The sequence below is a fragment of the Shouchella oshimensis genome, assembly GCF_004375095.1.
In the GTDB taxonomy this organism is placed as follows: domain Bacteria; phylum Bacillota; class Bacilli; order Bacillales; family Bacillaceae_D; genus Shouchella; species Shouchella oshimensis.
This window is the reverse complement of sequence record NZ_SNUX01000004.1, coordinates 238142-258817: the sequence shown is the minus strand read 5'-3', so window position 1 is coordinate 258817 and position 20676 is coordinate 238142. Positions and strand designations below refer to the sequence as shown.

Annotated in this window: 25 protein-coding genes; 17 read left to right on the top strand and 8 right to left on the bottom strand. The window is 40.2% G+C overall.

Going from position 1 to position 20676, the window contains the following annotated elements:
• Positions 1–127 precede the first annotated feature (127 nt).
• A complete protein-coding gene (locus E2L03_RS16875) occupies positions 128–352 on the top strand; it encodes a hypothetical protein (RefSeq protein WP_134259750.1) in 225 nt (74 codons plus the stop codon).
• A gap of 39 nt (positions 353–391) precedes the next feature.
• Here the strand turns inward: E2L03_RS16875 and E2L03_RS16870 are convergent, their stop codons facing one another.
• Together E2L03_RS16870 and E2L03_RS16865 are read right to left on the bottom strand one after the other, a co-directional pair.
• Complete coding sequence (locus E2L03_RS16870; RefSeq protein ID WP_038483570.1) at positions 392–832, bottom strand: MarR family winged helix-turn-helix transcriptional regulator; 441 nt, start codon at positions 830–832, stop codon at positions 392–394.
• On the bottom strand, positions 829–1443 hold the full coding sequence (locus E2L03_RS16865; RefSeq protein WP_055736747.1) for an alpha/beta hydrolase: 615 nt from the start codon (positions 1441–1443) through the stop codon (positions 829–831). The genes E2L03_RS16870 and E2L03_RS16865 overlap by 4 nt, the downstream gene beginning before the upstream one ends.
• Positions 1444–1526: 83 nt before the next feature.
• Between E2L03_RS16865 and E2L03_RS16860 the strand changes: the two genes are divergently transcribed.
• Positions 1527–2474, top strand: a complete 948-nt coding sequence (locus E2L03_RS16860; protein ID WP_055736748.1) for a ring-cleaving dioxygenase — start codon at positions 1527–1529, stop codon at positions 2472–2474.
• Positions 2475–2769: 295 nt separating this feature from the next.
• On the opposite strand, the gene E2L03_RS16855 is transcribed toward E2L03_RS16860, so the two are convergent.
• Positions 2770–3471, bottom strand: a complete 702-nt coding sequence (locus tag E2L03_RS16855) for a Type 1 glutamine amidotransferase-like domain-containing protein (RefSeq protein WP_134259748.1) — start codon at positions 3469–3471, stop codon at positions 2770–2772.
• 141 nt (positions 3472–3612) lie between these two features.
• Here E2L03_RS16855 and E2L03_RS20965 point away from each other — a divergent pair, with 141 nt between their 5' ends.
• Both E2L03_RS20965 and E2L03_RS16850 read left to right on the top strand, forming a co-directional pair.
• Positions 3613–3729: a putative holin-like toxin gene (locus E2L03_RS20965; protein ID WP_371836657.1), complete on the top strand. Its 117-nt coding sequence runs from the start codon at positions 3613–3615 to the stop codon at positions 3727–3729.
• Positions 3730–3909: 180 nt separating this feature from the next.
• On the top strand, positions 3910–5100 hold the full coding sequence (locus E2L03_RS16850; RefSeq protein WP_134259746.1) for an RtcB family protein: 1191 nt from the start codon (positions 3910–3912) through the stop codon (positions 5098–5100).
• A 33-nt stretch (positions 5101–5133) separates the two neighbouring features.
• Here E2L03_RS16850 and E2L03_RS16845 read toward each other — a convergent pair whose 3' ends face one another.
• On the bottom strand, positions 5134–5763 hold the full coding sequence (locus tag E2L03_RS16845; protein WP_055736751.1) for a LysE family translocator: 630 nt from the start codon (positions 5761–5763) through the stop codon (positions 5134–5136).
• Between the two features lie 123 nt (positions 5764–5886).
• Here E2L03_RS16845 and E2L03_RS16840 point away from each other — a divergent pair, with 123 nt between their 5' ends.
• From E2L03_RS16840 to E2L03_RS16825, 4 genes are all read left to right on the top strand, one after another.
• The gene (locus E2L03_RS16840; protein ID WP_134259744.1) at positions 5887–6603 is read left to right on the top strand and encodes a 3-ketoacyl-ACP reductase; all 717 of its coding nucleotides are present in this window, start codon (positions 5887–5889) and stop codon (positions 6601–6603) included.
• 106 nt (positions 6604–6709) lie between these two features.
• Positions 6710–7237, top strand: coding sequence for an SMI1/KNR4 family protein (locus E2L03_RS16835; protein WP_134259742.1), 528 nt, complete (start codon positions 6710–6712; stop codon positions 7235–7237).
• Entirely contained in the window at positions 7209–7712 is a 504-nt protein-coding gene (locus tag E2L03_RS16830) for a hypothetical protein (RefSeq protein ID WP_166740349.1), read from the top strand. The genes E2L03_RS16835 and E2L03_RS16830 overlap by 29 nt, the downstream gene beginning before the upstream one ends.
• 18 nt (positions 7713–7730) lie before the next feature.
• Positions 7731–8000 carry a hypothetical protein gene (locus tag E2L03_RS16825; RefSeq protein WP_134259738.1) on the top strand — a complete coding sequence of 90 codons (270 nt, stop codon included), beginning with the start codon at positions 7731–7733 and terminating at the stop codon, positions 7998–8000.
• A gap of 37 nt (positions 8001–8037) precedes the next feature.
• Here the strand turns inward: E2L03_RS16825 and E2L03_RS16820 are convergent, their stop codons facing one another.
• From E2L03_RS16820 to E2L03_RS16810, 3 genes are all read right to left on the bottom strand, one after another.
• Positions 8038–9234, bottom strand: a complete 1197-nt coding sequence (locus tag E2L03_RS16820; protein WP_134259736.1) for a UDPGP type 1 family protein — start codon at positions 9232–9234, stop codon at positions 8038–8040.
• A 108-nt stretch (positions 9235–9342) separates the two neighbouring features.
• The gene (locus E2L03_RS16815) at positions 9343–11334 is read right to left on the bottom strand and encodes an ABC transporter ATP-binding protein (protein ID WP_134259734.1); all 1992 of its coding nucleotides are present in this window, start codon (positions 11332–11334) and stop codon (positions 9343–9345) included.
• Positions 11331–13073, bottom strand: coding sequence for an ABC transporter ATP-binding protein (locus E2L03_RS16810; RefSeq protein WP_134259732.1), 1743 nt, complete (start codon positions 13071–13073; stop codon positions 11331–11333). Before E2L03_RS16810 ends, E2L03_RS16815 begins: the two co-directional genes overlap by 4 nt.
• Positions 13074–13578: 505 nt before the next feature.
• On the opposite strand from E2L03_RS16810, the gene E2L03_RS16805 reads away from it, so the two are divergent.
• The 6 genes from E2L03_RS16805 (at position 13579) to E2L03_RS16780 (ending at position 16959) form a co-directional block, all read left to right on the top strand.
• Entirely contained in the window at positions 13579–13869 is a 291-nt protein-coding gene (locus E2L03_RS16805) for a hypothetical protein (RefSeq protein WP_134259730.1), read from the top strand.
• 23 nt (positions 13870–13892) lie between these two features.
• Positions 13893–14951: a transglutaminase-like domain-containing protein gene (locus tag E2L03_RS16800; protein WP_166740348.1), complete on the top strand. Its 1059-nt coding sequence runs from the start codon at positions 13893–13895 to the stop codon at positions 14949–14951.
• A gap of 64 nt (positions 14952–15015) precedes the next feature.
• Positions 15016–15519, top strand: a complete 504-nt coding sequence (locus E2L03_RS16795) for a DNA topology modulation protein (RefSeq protein WP_134259726.1) — start codon at positions 15016–15018, stop codon at positions 15517–15519.
• Between the two features lie 9 nt (positions 15520–15528).
• Entirely contained in the window at positions 15529–15984 is a 456-nt protein-coding gene (locus E2L03_RS16790; protein WP_241742041.1) for a GNAT family N-acetyltransferase, read from the top strand.
• Between the two features lie 17 nt (positions 15985–16001).
• Complete coding sequence (locus tag E2L03_RS16785) at positions 16002–16550, top strand: putative glycolipid-binding domain-containing protein (protein WP_134259724.1); 549 nt, start codon at positions 16002–16004, stop codon at positions 16548–16550.
• Between the two features lie 13 nt (positions 16551–16563).
• The gene (locus E2L03_RS16780; protein ID WP_038483545.1) at positions 16564–16959 is read left to right on the top strand and encodes a GNAT family N-acetyltransferase; all 396 of its coding nucleotides are present in this window, start codon (positions 16564–16566) and stop codon (positions 16957–16959) included.
• A gap of 43 nt (positions 16960–17002) precedes the next feature.
• Here the strand turns inward: E2L03_RS16780 and E2L03_RS16775 are convergent, their stop codons facing one another.
• Positions 17003–18193, bottom strand: a complete 1191-nt coding sequence (locus E2L03_RS16775; protein WP_134259722.1) for an MFS transporter — start codon at positions 18191–18193, stop codon at positions 17003–17005.
• A 289-nt stretch (positions 18194–18482) separates the two neighbouring features.
• Between E2L03_RS16775 and E2L03_RS16770 the strand changes: the two genes are divergently transcribed.
• The 3 genes from E2L03_RS16770 to E2L03_RS16760 all read left to right on the top strand — a co-directional run bounded on the left by E2L03_RS16770 (position 18483) and on the right by E2L03_RS16760 (position 20672).
• A complete protein-coding gene (locus tag E2L03_RS16770) occupies positions 18483–19289 on the top strand; it encodes a GNAT family N-acetyltransferase (protein WP_134259720.1) in 807 nt (268 codons plus the stop codon).
• Positions 19290–19466: 177 nt separating this feature from the next.
• Positions 19467–20216: a class I SAM-dependent methyltransferase gene (locus E2L03_RS16765; RefSeq protein WP_166740347.1), complete on the top strand. Its 750-nt coding sequence runs from the start codon at positions 19467–19469 to the stop codon at positions 20214–20216.
• Between the two features lie 159 nt (positions 20217–20375).
• The gene (locus tag E2L03_RS16760; protein ID WP_309546763.1) at positions 20376–20672 is read left to right on the top strand and encodes a GNAT family N-acetyltransferase; all 297 of its coding nucleotides are present in this window, start codon (positions 20376–20378) and stop codon (positions 20670–20672) included.
• The last annotated feature ends 4 nt before the right edge of the window (positions 20673–20676 follow it).

The following is a 20676-nucleotide window of genomic DNA, read 5'->3' as shown; positions in this document are numbered from 1 at the left end:
TTGAAAATCCTCTAGGTTAATCGAACCTAGAGGCGTTTTTTGGTAGAGTAGCCATAGAGGTTTCGTTAATGTGAAGAAGGTGAAACATCAAAGAGAGACATACGTAGAAAGGAATAGGGGGACAGCAATGAAATCATACGTATTATTTATCATCACATTTAGTATACTTATGTATCTTTTTCACGTGTTATCAGGCTATTTACTGACCGTTGCTTATATGGCAGAATGGGTAAATCCAGCATTAGGAACGGCTTATTATCCATTCATTCAATTGGTAACAGGCGTTTTAGCGGCGACTATCGCTTATGGGTTGATTCAAGTAAGGAATGGTAAAAAAGAAGTGACTAGCTGAAGGAATGAAATAGGAATGCGATAATTGTCGTATTCCTATTTACGTTGCGTGGGGCTCTTGAACTTTCTTTAATAATTCGTGTAATTGCTTTAGTTCGTCACTTGTTAAGTGGTTGAAATAAGCGGCTTGCTGCTGCTCTTGCTGAGGCACGATGTCGTCGTATAACTGTTTACCCTTTTCTGTTAAAGACAAGTATTTTGAGCGTTTCTCTTTTTCCCGTTTAATCCAACCGTGCTCTTCCATTTTCGCTAAAAGCTTTGTAATATTTCCTTTTGTTACAAGGAGAGAATGAGCTAGATCTAACTGAGATAGACGCTTATTCGCTCCGATATGAACGAGCACATCAAATTGGGCAACGGTTAAGCCCCATTCCTTAAGAAACGTGTTTGATTGCTTTAGGCTATGATGGTAAGTCCGGGATAATCTGAACCAGACGAGAAGCGCAAGAACATCTTCTCTTGATTTATTCTTTTGTTTCATAAAGCACCACCATAATTAGATTCCCACCATTTTGTGGCTTCTTCGATATCTGCATTCGTTAACGCATGTCCGTAGTCGGTTAACGAGAGTTTTGTTTCTGCGCCGAATTGGTTCAGTTGTGTTTGTAACGCAAAGGCTTCTCCAGGCGGAACGAGCGTATCAGTAGCTCCTGCTGAAATAAAAATCTTTGTATGTGATAATGGAACCTCTTTCGGGTTTTGGAACAGGTTGCTTGGATGAAACAAGATGGCGCTCGTATAGTCCTGGGGGTACATTAGTAGCAGACTAGTGGCAACGTTCGCACCGTTTGAGTAGCCAATGAGATGGCACTTACCATGAGGAGCTTCATTCTCAGCTAAAATCGCGTCAATGGTTTGATGAATCCGTTCTGTGCGGTAGCTAATGTCTTTGTAATTAAACGCTCCTTCAACGGGACGAGAGAAATAACGAAAGCCTTTTCCATCACGTATTTCCCCACGTAGACCGATAACAGAAAACGAAACATCTAAGTCGCCAGCAATGTCAAGTAAATCTGACTCTCTTCCTGCACTACCATGAAGTAAAATAAACGTATCGGTGGATGTTTGACTACGATGGAAAAAATAATGCATGGTAACCCTCCTAACTAAATTGACTCTTTAACAGTTTACCTGTAAACTGTTAATAAATCAAGAGAACAAAGGGAGTGACATGCATGAAGCTTCATGGTCATCATCACGTATCGTCTTTAACGGCAAATGCGGAACGAAACTTAGCATTTTACAGAAACATTCTAGGGATGAAATTAGTAAAAAAAACGGTTAACCAAGACAACACGTCGAATTATCATTTGTTTTATGCAGATGCAAAAGGATCTCCAGGTACAGAAGTAACCTTCTTTGAGATTCCATTATTGGCACAGAGAAGGGAAGGCACAAACCGGATTTACGAAATTGGACTACTTGTTTCCTCGAGGGAATCGCTACAGTTCTGGTTAGAACGTTTTAAAGCGTATCAAGTAGAGCATGAAGACATACGTGATCGGAACGGTGTACTTGTTTTGCCTTTCCAAGATCCAGATGGTCATCGTATGAGTCTCATTGTTGATGAAAGTGCCGCGCCTGTTCTTGAAAATGGAACCGATGATGTGCCTGGTGAGCATGCGATTATCGGTCTTGGACCAGCAACGTTACAAGTTCGCTATGCAGAACCGACGGCTCAAGTGCTGACCGATGTACTTGGTTACACAAAAAGCGGTCATTATAAGAATGGTGAATATGCGGTTCATGTTTTTCAAGTTGGGGAAAGTGGCCTTGCTGGTGAGATTCATGTTGAAGAGAATAAAGACTTACCGAAAGCGCGTGAGGGAAGAGGAAGTGTTCATCACATCGCTTTTCGTGTAAAAACAGAAGAAGAGCTTCACCAATGGGTGGAACATATTGAGAAGGAAGGGTTTACGACATCCGGTTTTGTTGATCGTTATTATTTCAAGTCACTGTACTTCAGAGAGCCGAACGGTATTCTTTATGAATTAGCAACAGATGGACCTGGTTTTGACATTGATGAATCGGTAGAAGACTTTGGAAAGGCACTTTCACTGCCACCGTTTCTTGAGCCGAAGCGTAAAGACATTGAAGCAAAATTAAAGCCTTTACGAACGTAATAGAAGGGTCGAGGCTGTGACATAACGAAAAGTCGTATTTGAAAAGACGAATAGTCTAAACTATTCTGAGTAGCACCGCTACAGGAGAATCCTTCGCTTTCCGGGGACACGGCTTCAGCCTCCTATCTGGAAAACCGCCACTTCAGAGTCTTCAGACACGTGCTGATCCCCCAGGAGTCTTCGGATTCTCCTTCTGCTCATTTTCATATAAAACAAACGACGAACGTTCCTATTTTCAGGAATGTTCGTCATTTTGGTCTGTTGATCTACTTTTGTCCCAGCCTCGTTTTTTTCGTTATAGCTCGTTAAGATCAATCGCTTCTAACGGTTGTTCAGATAGCTTGCCATCAATTAAACGCACATCGTATGCATGGACATTTGGTCGAGAGCGTACGATTGTGTGTAACGTCCCATCACGATAATGCAAACCAACTCCATCATCTGCGGCAATTCCCCCTTCGATTTTTTTCGTGCGGATAAACTGGTGAAACAGAGGCCTTCGCTCGTGTTCTCCGTCGTAGTGAGGGGCGTGACTTCCAGGTAAGAAGCCTAACCCTTTTACCGGTTCTAACCCTTCACCGTATGAATCCGTAATCCCATATTCAAACCAACAGATTGAGCCTGCGCTTAATCCTGCCAAAATGGTTCCATTCTCATAGGCTTCTTTTAAATAGATATCGATTCCCCAATGCTTCCACAATAGTAGTAAATTAACCGTATTTCCTCCACCTACATAGACAATATCTTTTTCTAGGATAAAGGAACGTAGATCACGTGTCGGTGGTTTAAACAAGGATAAATGTGAAGGGGTGCACGATTTTTTACGAAACGCATGATAAAAACGTTCAATATACGTAGCGGAATCTCCGCTTGCTGTTGGAAGAAAGCAGACTTTAGGTGAAGAGGCATCAGCTTGCTTCAATAAATAATCATCAAGTAGAGGGTTTTCAGGTTCCATTGAAAAGCCTCCACCCCCAAGTGCAATCAGTTGCTTCATACGATAGACCTCCATTCGATTGTTGGGAAAGTAGCACTTCTGGCGTATTTCTTTAAAGGTGTGAGATTAATGATGATTGTCCCCTCTTTAACGAGTACAAATCATGCTTCAATAGCAAGTTGAAAAAAAGGAGGTGTGGCTTTGTCTTCTTATGAAGCATTAAATCTTATGATTACGATTGGTGCGACTGTATCTTCATTTGTGATCTCGCTTCTCATGCTCGTTCTCTCTCTTGTGCTTCTGAAAAAAGGGAAATGATTGAGTTTTTTCGATTCATTTTCTTCCGCTATTGAAAAATGATTTGGCCCCTTATTAAATACGGGAAAAATAAGGGGTTTTTATGTAGCGTATAGTGAGTAGGCTAATCGGTCAAGGTTGTAAAATAATGCTCGCTTTCCCTGACTGCTCCCATATAATAAGAGAAAGGAGTTGAGCAAATTGTTAGAAGCAAAAGGAGCGTATAATAGCGCAAAGATTTTCACACATTCCATTGATCCTACAGCTATGGATCAAATTGTTGAATTGTGTAATCAATCGTTTGTAGAAGGGTCCACGATACGCATTATGCCAGATACCCATGCAGGTGTAGGCTGTACAATTGGAACAACGATGACCATTAAAGATAAGGTTGTCCCTAATCTAGTAGGTGTTGATATTGGCTGTGGGCTCGAAGTAGCTATAATGGATAAGCATAAAGACGAGGTCAACTTTGATCAGCTTGACGATGTGATTCGCACAAAGGTTCCACACGGGTTTAACGTCCGTTCCGAGCAAAATAGACATTCCTTTATTGAACAAATTGATTTTTCAGCTATTCGAGCTCCGTTCAATGAGAACCGAGCTTTAAATAGTGTTGGTACATTAGGTGGAGGCAATCATTTTATCGAGCTAAATGAGTATGAGGATAAGATTGCCCTGGTTATTCATTCTGGATCTAGAAATTTAGGTAAACAAGTAGCTGAACATTATCAAAATCGCGCTTATGATGAGTTAATGACGCAAAAGCAAGAGCGGGATTCACTCATTGAACAGTTAAAGCAAGAGAACCGCAATCATGACATTCAAGCGGCTCTTTCAGCGTATAAGCGTCCTACGATTAAAAAGGATTTAGCTTATCTCGAAGGAGAAGGGTTTAACGATTATATGCATGATATGGGTATGGCGCAACGGTATGCACTGATGAATCGAAAAGCAATGGTAGATGAGATTATAAAAGGAATGGGTTGGACGCTGTCACACTCCTTTACGACCATTCATAATTATATTGATTTGGAGCAAAAGATTTTGCGGAAAGGGGCAATTTCGGCCCAAAAAGGTGAGCAAGTTATTATTCCATTAAATATGCGCGATGGCAGCATACTTGCGACTGGTAAAGGCAACAAAGATTGGAATTATTCAGGTCCACACGGAGCAGGTCGTTTAATGAGTAGAAGGAAAGCGAAAGATACTTTACATTTAGATGAGTTTAAAGAGACTATGACAGGTATATGGACAACTTCTCTATCAGAAGAAACAATTGACGAAGCACCAATGGTGTATAAACCGATGAAAGACATTTTGGAACAGATTCAAGATTCTGTTGAAGTTCAACATATTATCAAGCCTCTGTACAATTTTAAAGCAAAATAAAAGCTCACTTGGAATCGTCCAAATGAGCTTTTTTTATACGAATAACTGAATACCATGTATGGCAAAGTAAACCCCAAAAGCAACGAGGGAAAGACCTGATAATAAGGCAATCGCTTTTAGTGTCGCCGGTCTGAGGAATCTTCTTCCACCGCTAGTCATTGAAGCAACAAACAAGTCCCACATGGTTAAGCCGATAAAAATCATGCATGTATAGAGAAGGAGCTGTTGATTTGTCGCTGTCTCTGCTGTTTTCACCATGATCGAACCGTAAATGCCGAGCCAGAACATAATCGACATTGGATTAGAAATAGAAATAAGAAAGCCGTTAAAGAAGCAGTGAATGAGGGTATCTCTATGACGGTTCTCAATAATAGAAAAACGATTTGACCGCATCATTCCTTCAATACCTGAATAAAAAAGAACAAAGGCGCCAAATAACCAGAGGAACGATTGAATAAAAGGGGCGTCAATAAATCGTTGTAAGCCAAAGTAGACACATGCCATAAACGTTGCATCTGCAAATAGACTGCCAATTCCCACCATCCAAGAATGCATAAAGCCATTTTGAATACCTTTTTCAATTCTTGCGGCATTAACAGGACCTATTGGTGCACCTAAGCTTATACCTAGAAGAAGATAACTGAATACGATACTCAACACCATGTTTACTCACCTCCTTGTCCACTATATGAACAAGACGATAGGAACATGATTAATTCTCATCTTTTGCGTTCCTTTTTTCCATCAGCTAGAATGAAACAAATGAAGAAATGGGAGTGAAGGTAGATGCAATCGATTAAAGGAAAAGTAGCCCTTATTACAGGTGCAGGAAGAGGAATTGGGCGATCTACTGCTATTGCTTTTGCAAAAGAAGGTATCCACGTAGGGCTAGTGGGGCGTACAGTTGAAAACTTGCAAAACGTTGCAGATGAATTAAAAGAATACGATGTGAACGTCGCTATTGCCGCTGCGTCAATTGAAGAATTGGACTCCATCACGAAGGCTGTAGAGCAGGTTCGTGCTGAATTAGGGCCAATTGATATTCTTGTCAACAACGCGGGAATCTCTAAGTTTGGTGGCTTTATGGACTTAACCCCTGAGGATTGGACAAACATTATTGATGTCAATGTGAAAGGGGTCTATTACACCACCCGTGCTGTCTTACCAGAAATGGTAGAACGTCAAACAGGTGACATCATTATGATCGCATCTACTGCGGGACAAAAAGGTGCGCCAGCAACGAGTGCCTATACTGCATCAAAAGCAGCTGTTATTGGTTTAAGTGAATCGTTAATGATGGAAGTTCGTAAACAGAATATCCGGGTAACGACTTTAACGCCAAGTACAGTCGCCACAGATATGGCAAAAGAGCTTCAATTAACAGACGGGAATCCTGAGAGCGTGATGCAACCAGAAGACATGGCTGATTTAATGATGGCACAGCTCAAACTTCATCCCCGTGTCGTGCTTAAGCACGCAGGCTTATGGTCAAATAATCCATAAAAATAACGGAACACGGCTTAACGGTCGTGTTTTTTTAGTGGGATTTGGATAACCTTTCCAGTTATAATGAAGCAAAAAGAGGATTTGTTTAAAGAGGAGAGATTTGATGCAAGCCATTTGGGCAGAGGACAATATGGGAATTTCTTTGGAATCAGCTACAGACACAACCGTGCGAGAAGCGGAAGAACGACTTGGAGTCGTATTACCTCTTACATATGTAGCGTTAGTTAAGGTACAAAACGGAGGATCTCTCACAGCAAATGCAGTTCCATCCCCTTCACAAGATATACAAGAACCGTATATAGAGGTAGAAGAACTCTTTGGCATTGGTAATGGTGGCATTTATGACTCACCTTATTTAATTAAAGAATGGGATTTGCCAGCAGGCATTGTCCTTTTTTCTAGGACGGGTCATTCGTGGCTAGCATTTGATTATCGTCAAACGAAAGAGAACCCACCAATCGTTTATTTTGAAGTGGATGCAGAGACTATGGAGTATCCTCTAGCAGATCATTTCGATGCCTTCTTAGAAATGTTGTATGTGGAAGAAGGAGAGGAATGGGAGGATGCAGATGATGAAGATGAGATACTAACTCATCAAGCTTTTGAAAGCATTAATGAAAGAAAAGAATAGGGAGAAACTCAGAAATGCAATTGAACGTACATTGCAATCTGAAATGGATTATGAGTGGTTAGGAAACATTTACTTAAAGCTAAGTACATATCCAACCCATAGCATTCGCGCAAAAATAGCGAATCAAATATGGAGTATGAAATCGGCTTTTTTAGATGAGAATGTTTTGGCAACACTTCAAGTTTTTAAAGAAGACGCTAACCAAGAAGTACAGGCATATGCTGAATTGCTTGAAGAAAAAATAAACTGGTCTTATCATCAATGGCTGTCAAACCTTGATGGAATTGGTACGAGTCCCTTAGTATATGATCAAAAACGTATCATTCATGTTTATAAAGACGAGGGTGCTTGGATAGTAGAAATAGAAGGAAAAGACCTTGAGCAACGATACTCTTCAAAAGAGAAATTGCTTGATGAGTTTAAATTAAATGGTTTAACAATTGAACAAGTTTGGGAACGAAGGGCATTGTTATAGAAAGGGAGGGAGTATGTGATGAAGCATGAGCAATTAGTTTACGGCTATGTTTTATTCGGTGCGGGTGTTGTGTTATTCGGAATGATGCATCTTGCCATTGCTTTAACAATGCCGGCTAACATTAATTCTGACTGGAAACTTTCAAATAGTTTATCGAACATTAGTGGCTGGATACCGTACAGTTTGAGCATCATCTTAATGGTAATAGGGCTTATCATTATTCTGACGTATGCGTACATGAATTGGCTCTATAGCGAGGAAAAAGAAGAAGAGAAGAATGGGGAATGAAAAAAGCGGCAGGGTCTTTAAACCTGCCGCACAATTTTTAAGAGGAGAACCGTGTTCTTGCTTCTTCTAAACTATCTTGTCCTGTTTTGTTTTTCACTGGCAAAAATTCGTTTTCTCGATCAACTTGGAAAATGGACATGCTTGAAGCGAGTGGAAAAACATCGAAATAAAACAATTCTAGCTTATACCCGTTCGGTTCCACTGGATCTATCTGAGTCCCGTCCGTTGCAATCGATGGGATTTTTTTGTGTGCTAAATGATAGGGGAGTGAAGCGTCAGCCGTACGATCAAGAAAGTCGCGCTTGAACAGATGGATGCCAATATTCGCATCTTGAAGAAGAGGATGATGGCGCTCTTCTTCTGTTAACTCAGAGTATTCAATAACCGCAGGCTTCTCATCTCGTTGACCCAGCACCCCAACCTTCTCACTTGGCGCAACCTTTTTAACGGACTTAGTAGAAATGTCCGCCCCCTCTCGATCCGCATATCCAATAAAAAGAGGGTCCGCTACTTGCACCAGTGCATTATCAATGTTGTTGAAGAAAATCCATTCAATTCCGTTCGTTTTCATTTCCTTCAGAATACCGGCTTTTTTCATAGAAGCAAAAACGCCACCGTTTCCGTTAGGGGCCTGAAAGATCTGTCCCTTATCAGCAAGAATGATTTTTCCTTCTGGAGAGATTGCTGGGCTTACATCCTGTATGAAAAACGTAACTTGTTCCTTTTTTAGTCCAAAATAATGGTTGTCGGCAAAATAAGTTCGCGTATCTGCATCATTTATTGGACTCGTCATAATGTACCAAGGAATCTGCACGTGCGCCTCTTGCTGCTGTGCTTGAATCTGTTGCGCTTGAAGAGCAAACAAAGATGTTTCCGGATTGTCATCCATCGTCACGGTTCCTTTAGGACCGTCGTGACCTAATCGTGTTCCCTGACCTCCAGCAAGTAAAACGACTGCTACTTTTCCTTGTGAAAGCAATGAAACACCTCTATTGTAAAGCTGTGTTTTTTCTTTTTCTGTTAAATCAAATGTCGGTTGACTTGGGAGAGCAGTTATCGACGCACTCGTCTGTTTACTCTTAGCAGCCATCTTTGGCATATGGCTTAGATCCAAATGATCAATTTGTTCCAATAGCGTTTGCTGTTCACGTTCGTTCAATTCATGATAAAAGTCCAACAGATGTTTTTGATGATATGTTGAGACTTTCTTATGTATGGCTTCATAGGTCACCATTCTCAGGACCTCCTTCTGTCACTTATCCGTTCTTATCCTAGCATATTCTCTGTTCATTACCCACTCTTAACACCCAAAAAACCTCTGACAATCTGTCAGAGGTAGACGTTAACTTGCTTGACCTTGCTGTAGTTTATACATTTGCGCATAAACCCCTTTACGATTCAATAATTCTTCATGTGTGCCTTGCTCTCGAATTTCTCCTTTATCAAGTACGATAATTTGATCGGCATCCTGAATAGTTGATAAGCGGTGTGCGATAACAAATGTTGTGCGATTCTGCTTTAATGTCTGCATTCCTTTTTGAATAAGCAGTTCTGTCTCGGTATCAATGCTTGAAGTCGCCTCATCCAAAACAAGAATGGCGGGATTTGCTAGAAGTGCACGGGCAAACGATATGAGCTGACGCTGACCGCTGGACAAGGTACTTCCTTTTTCAGTGACGTGTTCATCTAACCCATTCTTGTTAAATAGATCGGTACCACCAACGAGGTGAACGGCTGCTTCTATCTCTTTTCTTGTAGCATCTGGTTTGCCATAGGCAATATTTGATGCTATGGTTCCAGAAAACAAATAGGGCTCTTGCAAGACGATGCCCATATGAGAGCGCCATGCTTGTGGAGAATGATGCTTTGTATCAACGCCATCAATTTTAATGGTTCCGTTAGTAGGGTCATAGAAACGGAACAATAAATTCATGATCGAACTTTTTCCTGAGCCTGTATGACCTACGAGAGCAATCGTTTCTCCTGGTTTAGCATGAAAAGATAGTTGTTTTAAGACAGGCTCGCCTTCTATATAGGCAAACTGGACGTTTTGAAACGAAACATCTCCATTTGGTCTAGGAATGGTCGCTTCATCAACATCCTCTCCATCTTCATCCAAGAGTTCAAATACCCTTGCACCAGCCGCTCTTGCTTGTTCTAAATTAGCTAGTTGATTCATTACTTGATTGACTGGTTCGAATAGACGGTTTATATAGTCAACGAACGCATATAAGACACCAAGGGTAATAAGCCCGGCAGTCCCACCACTAATCCACCAGATTAAGGCGACAAAGACAATGTTTTTTACAACGAACGTTAGGTTATGAGAAGTTAAAGAATTTAGGTTCAGTAGCTTTGCCTGATAGCGATAATGTGCCTGATTTAACTCCTCAAAGGATTCGAACTGTTGCTTCTCTTGGTTAAATGCTTGGATCATTTTCATGCCATGTACATTTTCATTCATCGAAGCATTAATCTCTGCGTTTTTTGCACGGATCGATCGATTCAATCCAGCTGCAAATTTCCGATAAAGTTTAAACCAAATAAATAAAATTGGAAGGAGCGCAAGGGTCATAAAGGCAAGACGGCTATCTAATAAAAATAGCGCCACATAAATGCCAATAATGTAAATGAAGCTCGAAAAGAATGTTGCCAATACGGTCATATAGAGCTCTCGAACGGCTTCTGTATCATTTGTAATCCGAGCAACAATTTTTCCGGCTGGCTGGTGATCAAAATAACGCACCGGTACTTTCGAAAGCTGGTTGAATACATCAACGCGCATCCGTTGAATAATTTTATGAGCGGCTTTTTTTAAATAAAAGTTTTGACCGTAATGAAAAAAGGACGCAACGAACACAATTCCTAAATAAAGTAAAAGCCAGCGAATGATGAAGTGTATCTCAGGCTCGTAAAATGCTAAAACCTCTTGTGGATCGAGAGAGGCTGCTTCTGTTGTATATGTTCCGTCGTGTCGATCTACTGTCAGTGTACCGTCTTGATACAGTCGTTCCCCATCAGTTGGAACAGGTGAAGTCGTAAAGTAAAACTGGGTTCCGATTTGGAGAATTTGAACTTCTTCCCCTCGCCATGCATCATTTTCTAAATAAGCATCGCGGGTATAATAGGTGCCGTTATAAGAAACAGCCTGATCGTGTTGTTCACTTTCATACCAAGGTTGTTCAATTCCGGAGATATGCCGATCAATAATCGTTTTAGCAATAAACGGACCTGTTAGCTCAACTGCTACAGCAATGGAAAGCATCAAGAGGGCAATGAGTATCGTCCCTTTACTCGTTAGTGCGTAACGAGCTAGTCGTTTTTCTGTACTCATGACATCGCCTCTTTCTCTTGACTCGTTTGGTTCTGAACTTGTTCAGCGTACCAGCCACCTTGCTTTAGTAGTGTTTCATGGGTTCCTCGCTCTTTAATGGTTCCGTTTTCTAACACAATGATTTCATCTGCATGTTCAACGGCAGACATTCGGTGGCTCGTAATAATGGTTGTTTGATTTGAGCGGTCCCGTTGAATGTTTTCAACAATGCGAGCTTCTGTTTTTGCATCGACAGCCGACAAGGAATCATCCAAAATGAGAAGTTCCGGATTTTTTGCCAACGCTCTGGCAATGGAGATACGCTGCTTTTGACCGCCTGATAAGGAAACACCATTTTCACCAACAAGAGTATCTAATCCATTCGGTAAAAAGGCAAGATCTTGGTCAAACGCAGCTGTGTGAATCACTTGATGTAAGTGCGTGTTACTTGTATCGTTTGCTGCTATCAATATATTTTCCTTGACGGTCTTTGAAAGCAGCACATGGTCTTGAGGCACATAACCAACCAACTGACGAATCGCCTCTTGGCTAAGGTCATTAGCGGAATGGTTACCAAACAACAGTCCCTCATTTCCAGGTGGATAATACTTTAAAAATTGCTTGACTAAAGTAGATTTTCCACTTCCAGTTTTTCCGACGATGCCGATTGTTGTCCCTTTGTGAACGGTGAGATCAATCTGTTGAAGTTGATTCACCGTTGAATTTGGATAAGAGAACGAATAATCTTTTAAGCGAACGGGAAGGGAAGCAACGAGCTCATTAGAAGGTAATGAGACAGACTTCGAAACAGATAAGGTCTCGTTGACTCGTTCGTAAGAGGCACTACCACGCTGCATAATGTTAACAAGCTCTCCAATGGCAAACATCGGCCAAATTAACATACCAAGATAAATATTAAACGTGACAATTTGCCCCAGTGTTAATTGCTGATTAAACACTAAAAATGCACCGTAGCCTAAACCAATGACATAGCTTAAACCGACAACAACAGTAATAATTGGATCAAAAAATGATTCAATTCGAGCGACTTGAATGTAGCGGTTGTAAACATCAAGGCTTTTGTTCTCGAATTGTGCTTCGTCTTTACGCTCACTTCGAAAGGCGCGAATGACTCGCATGCCTGCAACGGATTCAAGAACGCGGTCATTTAAATCTCCAAATGCTTCTTGGGCTTTTGTAAATCGAGTATGAATCATGTTCCCAAGTATGGTTACAGTAATGGCGATAATAGGCAATGGGGCTACCGCTGCAAGGGTTAACCGCCAATCAATAAGCCACGTCATAGCAATAAGAATAATAGCCATAAACATAATCGAATCAATTAAAGTAAGTATGCCGAAACCAGCCGTCATCGAAATGGCTTTCATATCGTTTGTGCCACGTGCTAGCAAATCGCCTGTTTTCCGTTTCTCATAGAAGGATGGGTCCATTTGAAACAAGTGCTTCATAAAACGGCTGCGGAGCTGGCGTTCAAGAATAAATGCCCCACCAAACAACTGTCGCATCCAAATATAGCTTAATCCGTAGCTAATGAGAATAACAGCAAGCAAGATAACGATTAGGGTGCTGGCGTAGCTTAGTGATAAGGCTCCTCTTTGAAACGCGTCAACGGCTCTACCAATTAAAAGAGCCGGCGTCAGCTCAAAGATACTGACTACCAATAGTAAACTAATAGCGATAACGTAGCGTTTTTTCTGTTCTTTAAAAAACCAGCTTAATTGTTTTAATACGCGAAACATGTCTATCCACTTCTTTCCTCACTTAGTCCAACAATGGAGCTACCCGCCTTCTAGCTCTCCAGTATCCAATAGCAGCGGGATGTACACATGTAATAATAAGGTATTCACATTTTGTCCTCCTGAAAAAATAGTCTTTATCTTTTTTAGCATAAAAAAAGACGCACGGTTACGCCGCACGTCTTTCCTCCATATGCAATCGGCACTCGTATCGAGTCCCGAGAAAAAGCAAGGTTATAAATTCTCTATACCTTGTAGACGAGACTCGCAGGCTATTCGGTTTACGTAAACGGATCCTCTATTTAGTAAAAGCACAGGTCTCATCTCCTTTTTCAAAAGTATAAAGCTGTATTTATCTTACTCGAAAAGTTGATTGATATGCAAGAAAATTTTAAAAGTAATTAAATAGAGTTATTGGTTGAACGTATAGGAAGATGCTCATGATCGCGTCCTTTATTTATGCTATATTTAGATTGCTAGAATAGATTGAAAAAGGAGAATGGTCAGAATGAATGAACCTAGGTATACATGGCGTTCCTATTCACTAGTAGTAGTTAGTATTCTTGTAACTCTTGCTATGTTTCTGTTAGATCCGATTGCTTCAGCGACAAACGAAGGAGCAAGTCTTCCGATGATGGTATTTATTTTTATTGGTACACTTGTAAGCGTTATCGGCATCATCTTTGTTATCCTATCAAAAAGGGAGCAATCGAAGGTAGCCCTTATTGCTTTAGCCATCACCTTATTTAATTGTGGAGTCATTGCTTTCTTTTTGTTTGTTGGTTTGATGTATACGTAATGGAAAGAAAGGAGAAGAGTTTGATGGAAAAAGTGTTAGTACTTGAAACAAACAATCAATTATCACAATTAAAACTCCCTCTTTATCACCCTACCGAAAGTGAACTATTAGGGTTGTATCAATATGTTGTAAATCAAGTTCATTTGGAAAGTTTGAGTGAACTTGAGCAATTTCTAGCAATTATGAATTGGGTACATAAGCGATTTGAACACAATGGATTTAACAATGGAGATCACTTAACATCATTGGAACTGTTGAAGCGAGCTGAGAAAGGGGAGAACTATCGTTGTGCTGAATATGCAAGAATAACGAGGGATCTACTACTTGCGTTTGGTTATGTTGCTAGAGTTATTCGAGTATTGAGTGAGAATGCTGATTATGGTGGTGTAGGTCAATCGCATGTTTGTTCAGAAGTTTGGTCTACTGAACAAGAAAAGTGGATTTTCTTAGATACGCAATGTAATGTATATGCCTCAATGAATGAAACGCCTCTCAGCTACTATGAACTGATTCAAACACTTGAACATGCCTCAATTCATTGTTTATTAGAAAAAGGCGTTTCTGAAACTGTCTATAAGAGGTTTATAAGTGTCTATCAAGGCTATGTAACCACAGATGCGCAATTAGATGGAAAAATCATAGACTTCGTTCTTCACCTGAAAGGTAAAAGACAACTTTTGGCATTCCAAGCAATGCAACTGTCAAATGCAGTTTACACGCAGTTAGTTGAAGACATATATGGCGATCCAACAAAAACATCGATTATCTTCGAATATAAAGAGCAAGTCAATCCTGAAAAGGTTATAAAAGAACATGGTTTGAACGGTTCTACTACAATAGCTGATCAGTTGCATTTGTTTAGGGCTGAACCTAATTTCAAGCTTGTCTTCCATACGGTTAATCCAATGCACAATTATTTTAAAGTATGGTTCAATCAAGATTCCGAGAGGGAACTACAGCATAATCAACTGGACTGGCATTTAGAAAAAGGTACGCATAGCATACGGGTGCAATCTGTTCATTCTAGCGGAGTAGCAGGGACGGTGACGAAAATGGTGATACGATTTGGTGAGGATATGTAGAGCCAAGTGTATTCGTTAAAAAAGCTACAGAAGATTGATCAAACAAACTTGTGAGGAGAAGTATATGAAGAAGATTGTATTAATTGGCTGCGGGGGTGCTGGCAAATCAACATTAGCAAGACAGATGGGTGAGAGATTAAAGATTCGTGTCCATCACTTAGATACGCTTCATTGGAAACCTAATTGGGAAATGACAGCTCGAGAAGAGCAAGAAGCAATACAACGAACGCTTACGGAAGAAGAAGAATGGATTATGGATGGTCATTATGGATCAACGTTACCCATTCGATTAAAAGCTTGTGACACGATCGTTTTTTTAGATATGCCAAGAACCCTTTGCATATACCGCGCTATAAAGCGATTTCTTACATATAGAAACAAGACACGACCAGATATGAGGGAGGGGTGTGAAGAAAAACTAGATCTCCCCTTTTTGAAGTGGATATGGGATTTTCCGAAACATAAAAAGCCACAAGTTTTAGAAGAGGTTCGTCGTTATTCAGAAGGGAAGCGTGTCCTTATTTTACGGTCACGGAAAGAAGTACAGCAATTTGTAAGCCAATTATAGGAGGAAGCGATGATACGACTTGCCACAAGAGCGGACATCCCCCAGCTTATAAAGATGCGTTGGGATTTTACAATTGAACATGATGATTCTAAGAGTAACGAATCTTTTCAACTGTTTCAACAAGAATGCGATGCATTTTTAATGGAGGCATTGGAAGAGGATCGTTGGTTTATTTGGGTTTTTGAAGAAAATGGTGAGTTGGTTTCTCATATTTATACAGAACTTGTTCATAAAGTGCCAAGGCCAGGGCGTGTCACCTATCCATTTGTTTTTATGACAAACGTGTACACCATTCCAAAAGCGAGAGGAAACGGAGTAGGGACTCGACTGTTAAAAAAGGTAAATGAATGGGTGGGGATAAATAAGTATGAGTTTGCGATTGTGTGGCCGAGTGACGAATCAATTCCCTATTACAAAAGGAACGGCTATCATACTTGTACAGAACCGCTTGCGTTCAATCCTTAATAGATTAGGAGAATAGGATGAAAAAGGTTGTTTGGCAAAACACGGAACAAATGGGGCTTGAATACTTATTTATGAAGAAAGGGAGTGTAGAGATAAACATAGAAAGTACAGTGATTCAAACCGGTCAAGATACTTCTTTTTGTTTAGAATATGCTGTTACTCTTTCGCATGGTTGGGAAGTGAGAAAGATTGACTTAAAGGAGAAAGGAACAGTGAGCTTCCTTACACTTTCGACGAATGGACAAGGTAGATGGTTTGACAAGAACGGACAAACGATTCAGTCATTGGAAGGGGCAAGAGACATAGATTTGTCCTGTACACCTTTTACAAATACCCTACCAATTAATCGTAACGAATGGACAATAAATGAACCCGTCGATTTAGAGGTTGTCTATATTGATAGAAAATTGAATTTCAGGAAACGAAATCAACGCTATACATTAGTTGAAGAAGGAGAACAAAGAACGTTCCAATACCAAAGTGGTTCTTTTACGACTATTTTTACTGTTGATTCTTTTGGATTTATCACGAATTATCCAGGCTTTTTCAAACAGCTAAACCATTAGGAGGGAGAGACGAATGATTACAATAAAAGTGGGTGAAATGATTACGCCACAGCAATTGGCTACTGTCTTTCAACGGTCAACCATTAACCGCCCTCTAAACGACTTGAATCGCCTAGAAGAAATGCTCAAGCATGGAAACTTGCTTGTCACTGCTTGGGACGGAGAAAAGCTTATAGGTGTCGCACGAAGTTTAACAGATTATGTATACTGCTGCTATTTATCGGACCTTGCTGTGGATACAGCTTATCAATTTCAAGGGATCGGTCGTCAGCTAGTGGATAAAACAAAGGATGAAATAGGAGAAAATGTCACACTATTGCTAAGGGCATCAGTGGAAGCGATGGATTATTATCCGAAGCTAGGTTTTGAGCAGATCGAGAATGGTTTTGCAATTCCAAGGAAAGCTTAGCTGCAATCCACGTTAGCAAACAAACAGGGGAGAAATGGAGCGCTTACTCTGCTTGTTTACTATAGTACGCAATTCGTTTAGTAGAAAGAAAGGAAAGAATCGCAACCGCCGCAATGAGACTAACAATGCCTAACCACCCAGTTGAGTAAAAAAGCGTACCTGAAATGGTTCCAACTACAGATCCACCAAAATAGTAGGCGAATAGGTAAATGGATGTCGCTTGTGTATTGTGATCATTTCTAAAGTTGCTAACCCAACTACTGCAAATGGAATGGGCACCAAAGAAACCAAATGTGAAAACGACAATGCCTCCTATGATGACCCACAAACTTGGATGAAGGGTCATGACTCCACCAACAAATAAAAGGCAAATGGCTAACGTAAGGATACGGTCGTTACCATACTTATCCGACAGCATTCCCATCCACATTGAACTAAAGCTTCCTACTAAATAAACAACAAAAATAAAACCAACGAGTGTTTGACTTAAAGAGTATGGAGGTTCCACCAGCACAAAGCCGATGTAATTGTATAAAGAAACAAAGCCTGCACTAAGTAAAAAGCCATTTAAAAACAAATAGCGTAAACCCGGAACACGAAATGGAGAGAAAAATGAGTGCGCAATACGATGGTTTTGCTGTATGTGGTGTGATGTAGTCTCTACTGACGGAAGGAGGTACCAAAAAAGTGCTGTCGCAGCTAAGCTAATGAAACCGACTCCCATGACGGCGCTATTCCAATTAAATTGATCTGCCAAAAAGCCACTTAGAATTCGACCTGTCATTCCACCTATAGAACTACCACTAATATAAAGGCCCATAGCAAAGCCAAGACTTTTTCCTTCAATAGCATTCGCTAAATAAGCCATCGCAACAGCAGGAATTCCAGCCAATGTTATGCCTTGTAAGACTCGAAACAGAATTAAGACACCGAAGTTCGATAGAAAGCCAGATAAGATGACGAGCAAAGAGGAAACGATAAGAGAAAGAGTCATTAAGTTTTTCTGATTAAATTTATGAGCATATACACCAATGATTAATAAGGTGAAGGCTAAAGAAAGTGTGGTAGAAGACTGAACGAGACTCGATAAAGCAGGACTAACATTGAATTCATTAGCCATTTCAGGTAGTAACGATTGCATCCCCCAAAGGATTGCAAATGTGCAAAAGCCACCGATAAATAAAGCGGTATTAAGTTTTTTAAAAGCTGTAGTGCCACGATGAATTGGTGCCATAGTTACCGCTCCTAATAAAAAATTCCACCTCTAAGTAGGTTCTTTCTTTATCATACGCCTATTGAATAAAAGACTCCAATGAATTTTTTGCTTAAGACACACGTGAAAACAGCATGGAGCTAACCTGTTATAGAGGTCTTTCTCATTAATAAGATATCTTATAAGAAATTAACTAATACTGAAGGGATTATTGTGCTTAAAACGTAAAAACAAACACGCTATCTGTGTAGAGAAACAGTTGGGTGTTGTGCCTTGCTGTGTAAACTAGAATAAAATAAGGAGCGAGAAAATGATACTACATCACAGATTAGATTTGGGAGCAGTAAAAAAACTAGAAGAAATTGTGGACCCAGAGCAAGATTATTTGTTTTATACATATGTATCCATGCGGCGACATGAAGCCTCTTTCTTTGGCCAGTTTGTAAACGAAAGACTAACCGGCGTTCTTGCTTATACTGACAAGTTATCGTTTCCGGCGTTTGCTTTTTATGGTCTTGATGATAAAGAACTTCAACTTGACTTACTCGTATCGTATGTGAGAAAAGAGCTGAATTTTCACGAAGGAATTGTTGGTGGTACGATCTTGTCTGATGTAGATTTGGCTTTATTCCAAGCAGCAAAGCTTACTGTGAATGAGCCAGTAGCTTTTATTACCATGAAGCATGAAGACGATCAAAAATTATTAAAAGGAGGCTTGATTGAGCAGATAACAGAAAGTGAATGGGAAGCGTGTGCTAGGTTTTTAGCTGAAAACGGAATGAACTATTTCGCGGAAAGAGAATTACAGCGCTATCCGTTTTATGCTATTCGTGAGGGAGAACATTACGCAGCGGTTGGGGGATTTCATTTTTATAACGAGGTGTTGGTAGAGTTAGGAAACATTGTAACCGAGCCTTCTTTTCGAGGGAAAGGTTATGCTAAAGCAATAACGAGTACGTTAACACGTGTTGGAAAAGCCTGTTCACCAAACGTGTACTTGTCTGTTTTCGCCCAGAATACGATCGCTATTCATGTTTATAAACAGCTCGGATTTAAAGTCGTTTCTAAAAAGTGGATAACCGATTTTTCTTTAGATGCGTATTCAATTGTTAAATAAGGCACTTAATATTTATGTTATAATCGTCATAATCTTTCAAATGAGGTGAATATATGTTGTTTTATTACGGTCGAGGTATCTGTCATTCGGGCTAGAAAAAAACGCGTACTAGCCGCAAAGGGATACGTCTGCCTTTTTGAACAATGAAAACCACATAATTTGAAAGGTGTTATGAATATGAACAATCAAGATTTAAAACGTTTATACAATCATGTTGGAAAAGAAATTGGTTGGGATTTCACACGCGTTCATGCTGTCTCTTCAGGAGTGAAATGGGATTTTTATAAATTGGTTCGAGACTTTTGTTCGCCTGGTGATATGCTGCTTGATTTAGGTACAGGTGGAGCCGAACAAGTATTAACATTGGCCGATGCTGTTGCCAGGATCGATGCTGTTGATAACGCACCGGAAATGGTGAGAACAGCAGAGAGAAATATCCGGCACTCTAAGAATAGAAACGTCTTTTCACATTGCTTGGACAACAAGGATATTGGAGAATTAAATCGATACTACGATCTCGTTACGTGCTGTCATGCACCATTTCATGTCCAAGAGCTTAAGATGGTTATGAAAGAGGGGGCTGTCTTTATGACTCAGCAAGTGAGCGAAGGCGACAAACAAAATCTAAAAGAATGGTTTAATCGCGGACAAGCGTTTACGATTGTAGACGGCACGTTGCAAGATCGTTATGTGAAGGAGCTTCAAACTGCTGGCTATAAACATGTTCAGGCGTATAATTATGATGCCATTGAATATTATCAAACAGAAAATGACTTAGCGTTTTTACTAGAACACACTCCAATACTAGGGGCGTTCGGAAAAGATAAGAGAGATTACGAGCAGCTACATGCTTTTTGTGAACAGTACCAAACCGATCAAGGAATAAAAACGAATTCAAAACGGTTTATGATTGTAGCAATACGCTAAAAGCCTGGATGCGCCTTTATAGGCGCATTTTTTCAAATGGAAAAGAGGAAAACGATGTATTACCAAACAACGTTAGATGGAATAACAGCTGAAATGTTAATCGGTTTTTTTGACGATTGGGGAACAAACTACTTTACTCCTGAAAAACATCTAGAATGACTGCAAAAAAGCACGTATATCGTTCTTGGGATAGAAGATCAGCGTGTTGTAGGTTTTATTACTGCTGTAAGTGATGGTGTTCTTGCTGCATACATACCTTTTTTAGAAGTGTTACCTGAATATAAACATCAAGGAATTGGGAAAACGCTTGTCACACGAATGTTAGAGGGATTAAGGGATTATTATATGGTAGATTTGTGCTGTGACGACGATTTAGTGGGCTTTTATCAATCCTTTCAAATGGCAAAGGGAAATGGCATGATGATTAGGCACTATCGTAATCAAGCAGGTAAGTAGCAAC

Bases quoted from the DNA above. Each gene is read 5' to 3' on its own strand.
- E2L03_RS16875 (WP_134259750.1), top strand. From the start codon at position 128: ATGAAATCATACGTATTATTTATCATCACATTTAGTATACTTATGTAT.
- E2L03_RS16870 (WP_038483570.1), bottom strand. From the start codon at position 832: ATGAAACAAAAGAATAAATCAAGAGAAGATGTTCTTGCGCTTCTCGTC.
- E2L03_RS16865 (WP_055736747.1), bottom strand. From the start codon at position 1,443: ATGCATTATTTTTTCCATCGTAGTCAAACATCCACCGATACGTTTATT.
- E2L03_RS16860 (WP_055736748.1), top strand. From the start codon at position 1,527: ATGAAGCTTCATGGTCATCATCACGTATCGTCTTTAACGGCAAATGCG.
- E2L03_RS16855 (WP_134259748.1), bottom strand. From the start codon at position 3,471: ATGAAGCAACTGATTGCACTTGGGGGTGGAGGCTTTTCAATGGAACCT.
- E2L03_RS16845 (WP_055736751.1), bottom strand. From the start codon at position 5,763: ATGGTGTTGAGTATCGTATTCAGTTATCTTCTTCTAGGTATAAGCTTA.
- E2L03_RS16840 (WP_134259744.1), top strand. From the start codon at position 5,887: ATGCAATCGATTAAAGGAAAAGTAGCCCTTATTACAGGTGCAGGAAGA.
- E2L03_RS16835 (WP_134259742.1), top strand. From the start codon at position 6,710: ATGCAAGCCATTTGGGCAGAGGACAATATGGGAATTTCTTTGGAATCA.
- E2L03_RS16825 (WP_134259738.1), top strand. From the start codon at position 7,731: ATGAAGCATGAGCAATTAGTTTACGGCTATGTTTTATTCGGTGCGGGT.
- E2L03_RS16820 (WP_134259736.1), bottom strand. From the start codon at position 9,234: ATGGTGACCTATGAAGCCATACATAAGAAAGTCTCAACATATCATCAA.
- E2L03_RS16815 (WP_134259734.1), bottom strand. From the start codon at position 11,334: ATGAGTACAGAAAAACGACTAGCTCGTTACGCACTAACGAGTAAAGGG.
- E2L03_RS16810 (WP_134259732.1), bottom strand. From the start codon at position 13,073: ATGTTTCGCGTATTAAAACAATTAAGCTGGTTTTTTAAAGAACAGAAA.
- E2L03_RS16805 (WP_134259730.1), top strand. From the start codon at position 13,579: ATGAATGAACCTAGGTATACATGGCGTTCCTATTCACTAGTAGTAGTT.
- E2L03_RS16800 (WP_166740348.1), top strand. From the start codon at position 13,893: ATGGAAAAAGTGTTAGTACTTGAAACAAACAATCAATTATCACAATTA.
- E2L03_RS16795 (WP_134259726.1), top strand. From the start codon at position 15,016: ATGAAGAAGATTGTATTAATTGGCTGCGGGGGTGCTGGCAAATCAACA.
- E2L03_RS16790 (WP_241742041.1), top strand. From the start codon at position 15,529: ATGATACGACTTGCCACAAGAGCGGACATCCCCCAGCTTATAAAGATG.
- E2L03_RS16785 (WP_134259724.1), top strand. From the start codon at position 16,002: ATGAAAAAGGTTGTTTGGCAAAACACGGAACAAATGGGGCTTGAATAC.
- E2L03_RS16780 (WP_038483545.1), top strand. From the start codon at position 16,564: ATGATTACAATAAAAGTGGGTGAAATGATTACGCCACAGCAATTGGCT.
- E2L03_RS16775 (WP_134259722.1), bottom strand. From the start codon at position 18,193: ATGGCACCAATTCATCGTGGCACTACAGCTTTTAAAAAACTTAATACC.
- E2L03_RS16770 (WP_134259720.1), top strand. From the start codon at position 18,483: ATGATACTACATCACAGATTAGATTTGGGAGCAGTAAAAAAACTAGAA.
- E2L03_RS16765 (WP_166740347.1), top strand. From the start codon at position 19,467: ATGAACAATCAAGATTTAAAACGTTTATACAATCATGTTGGAAAAGAA.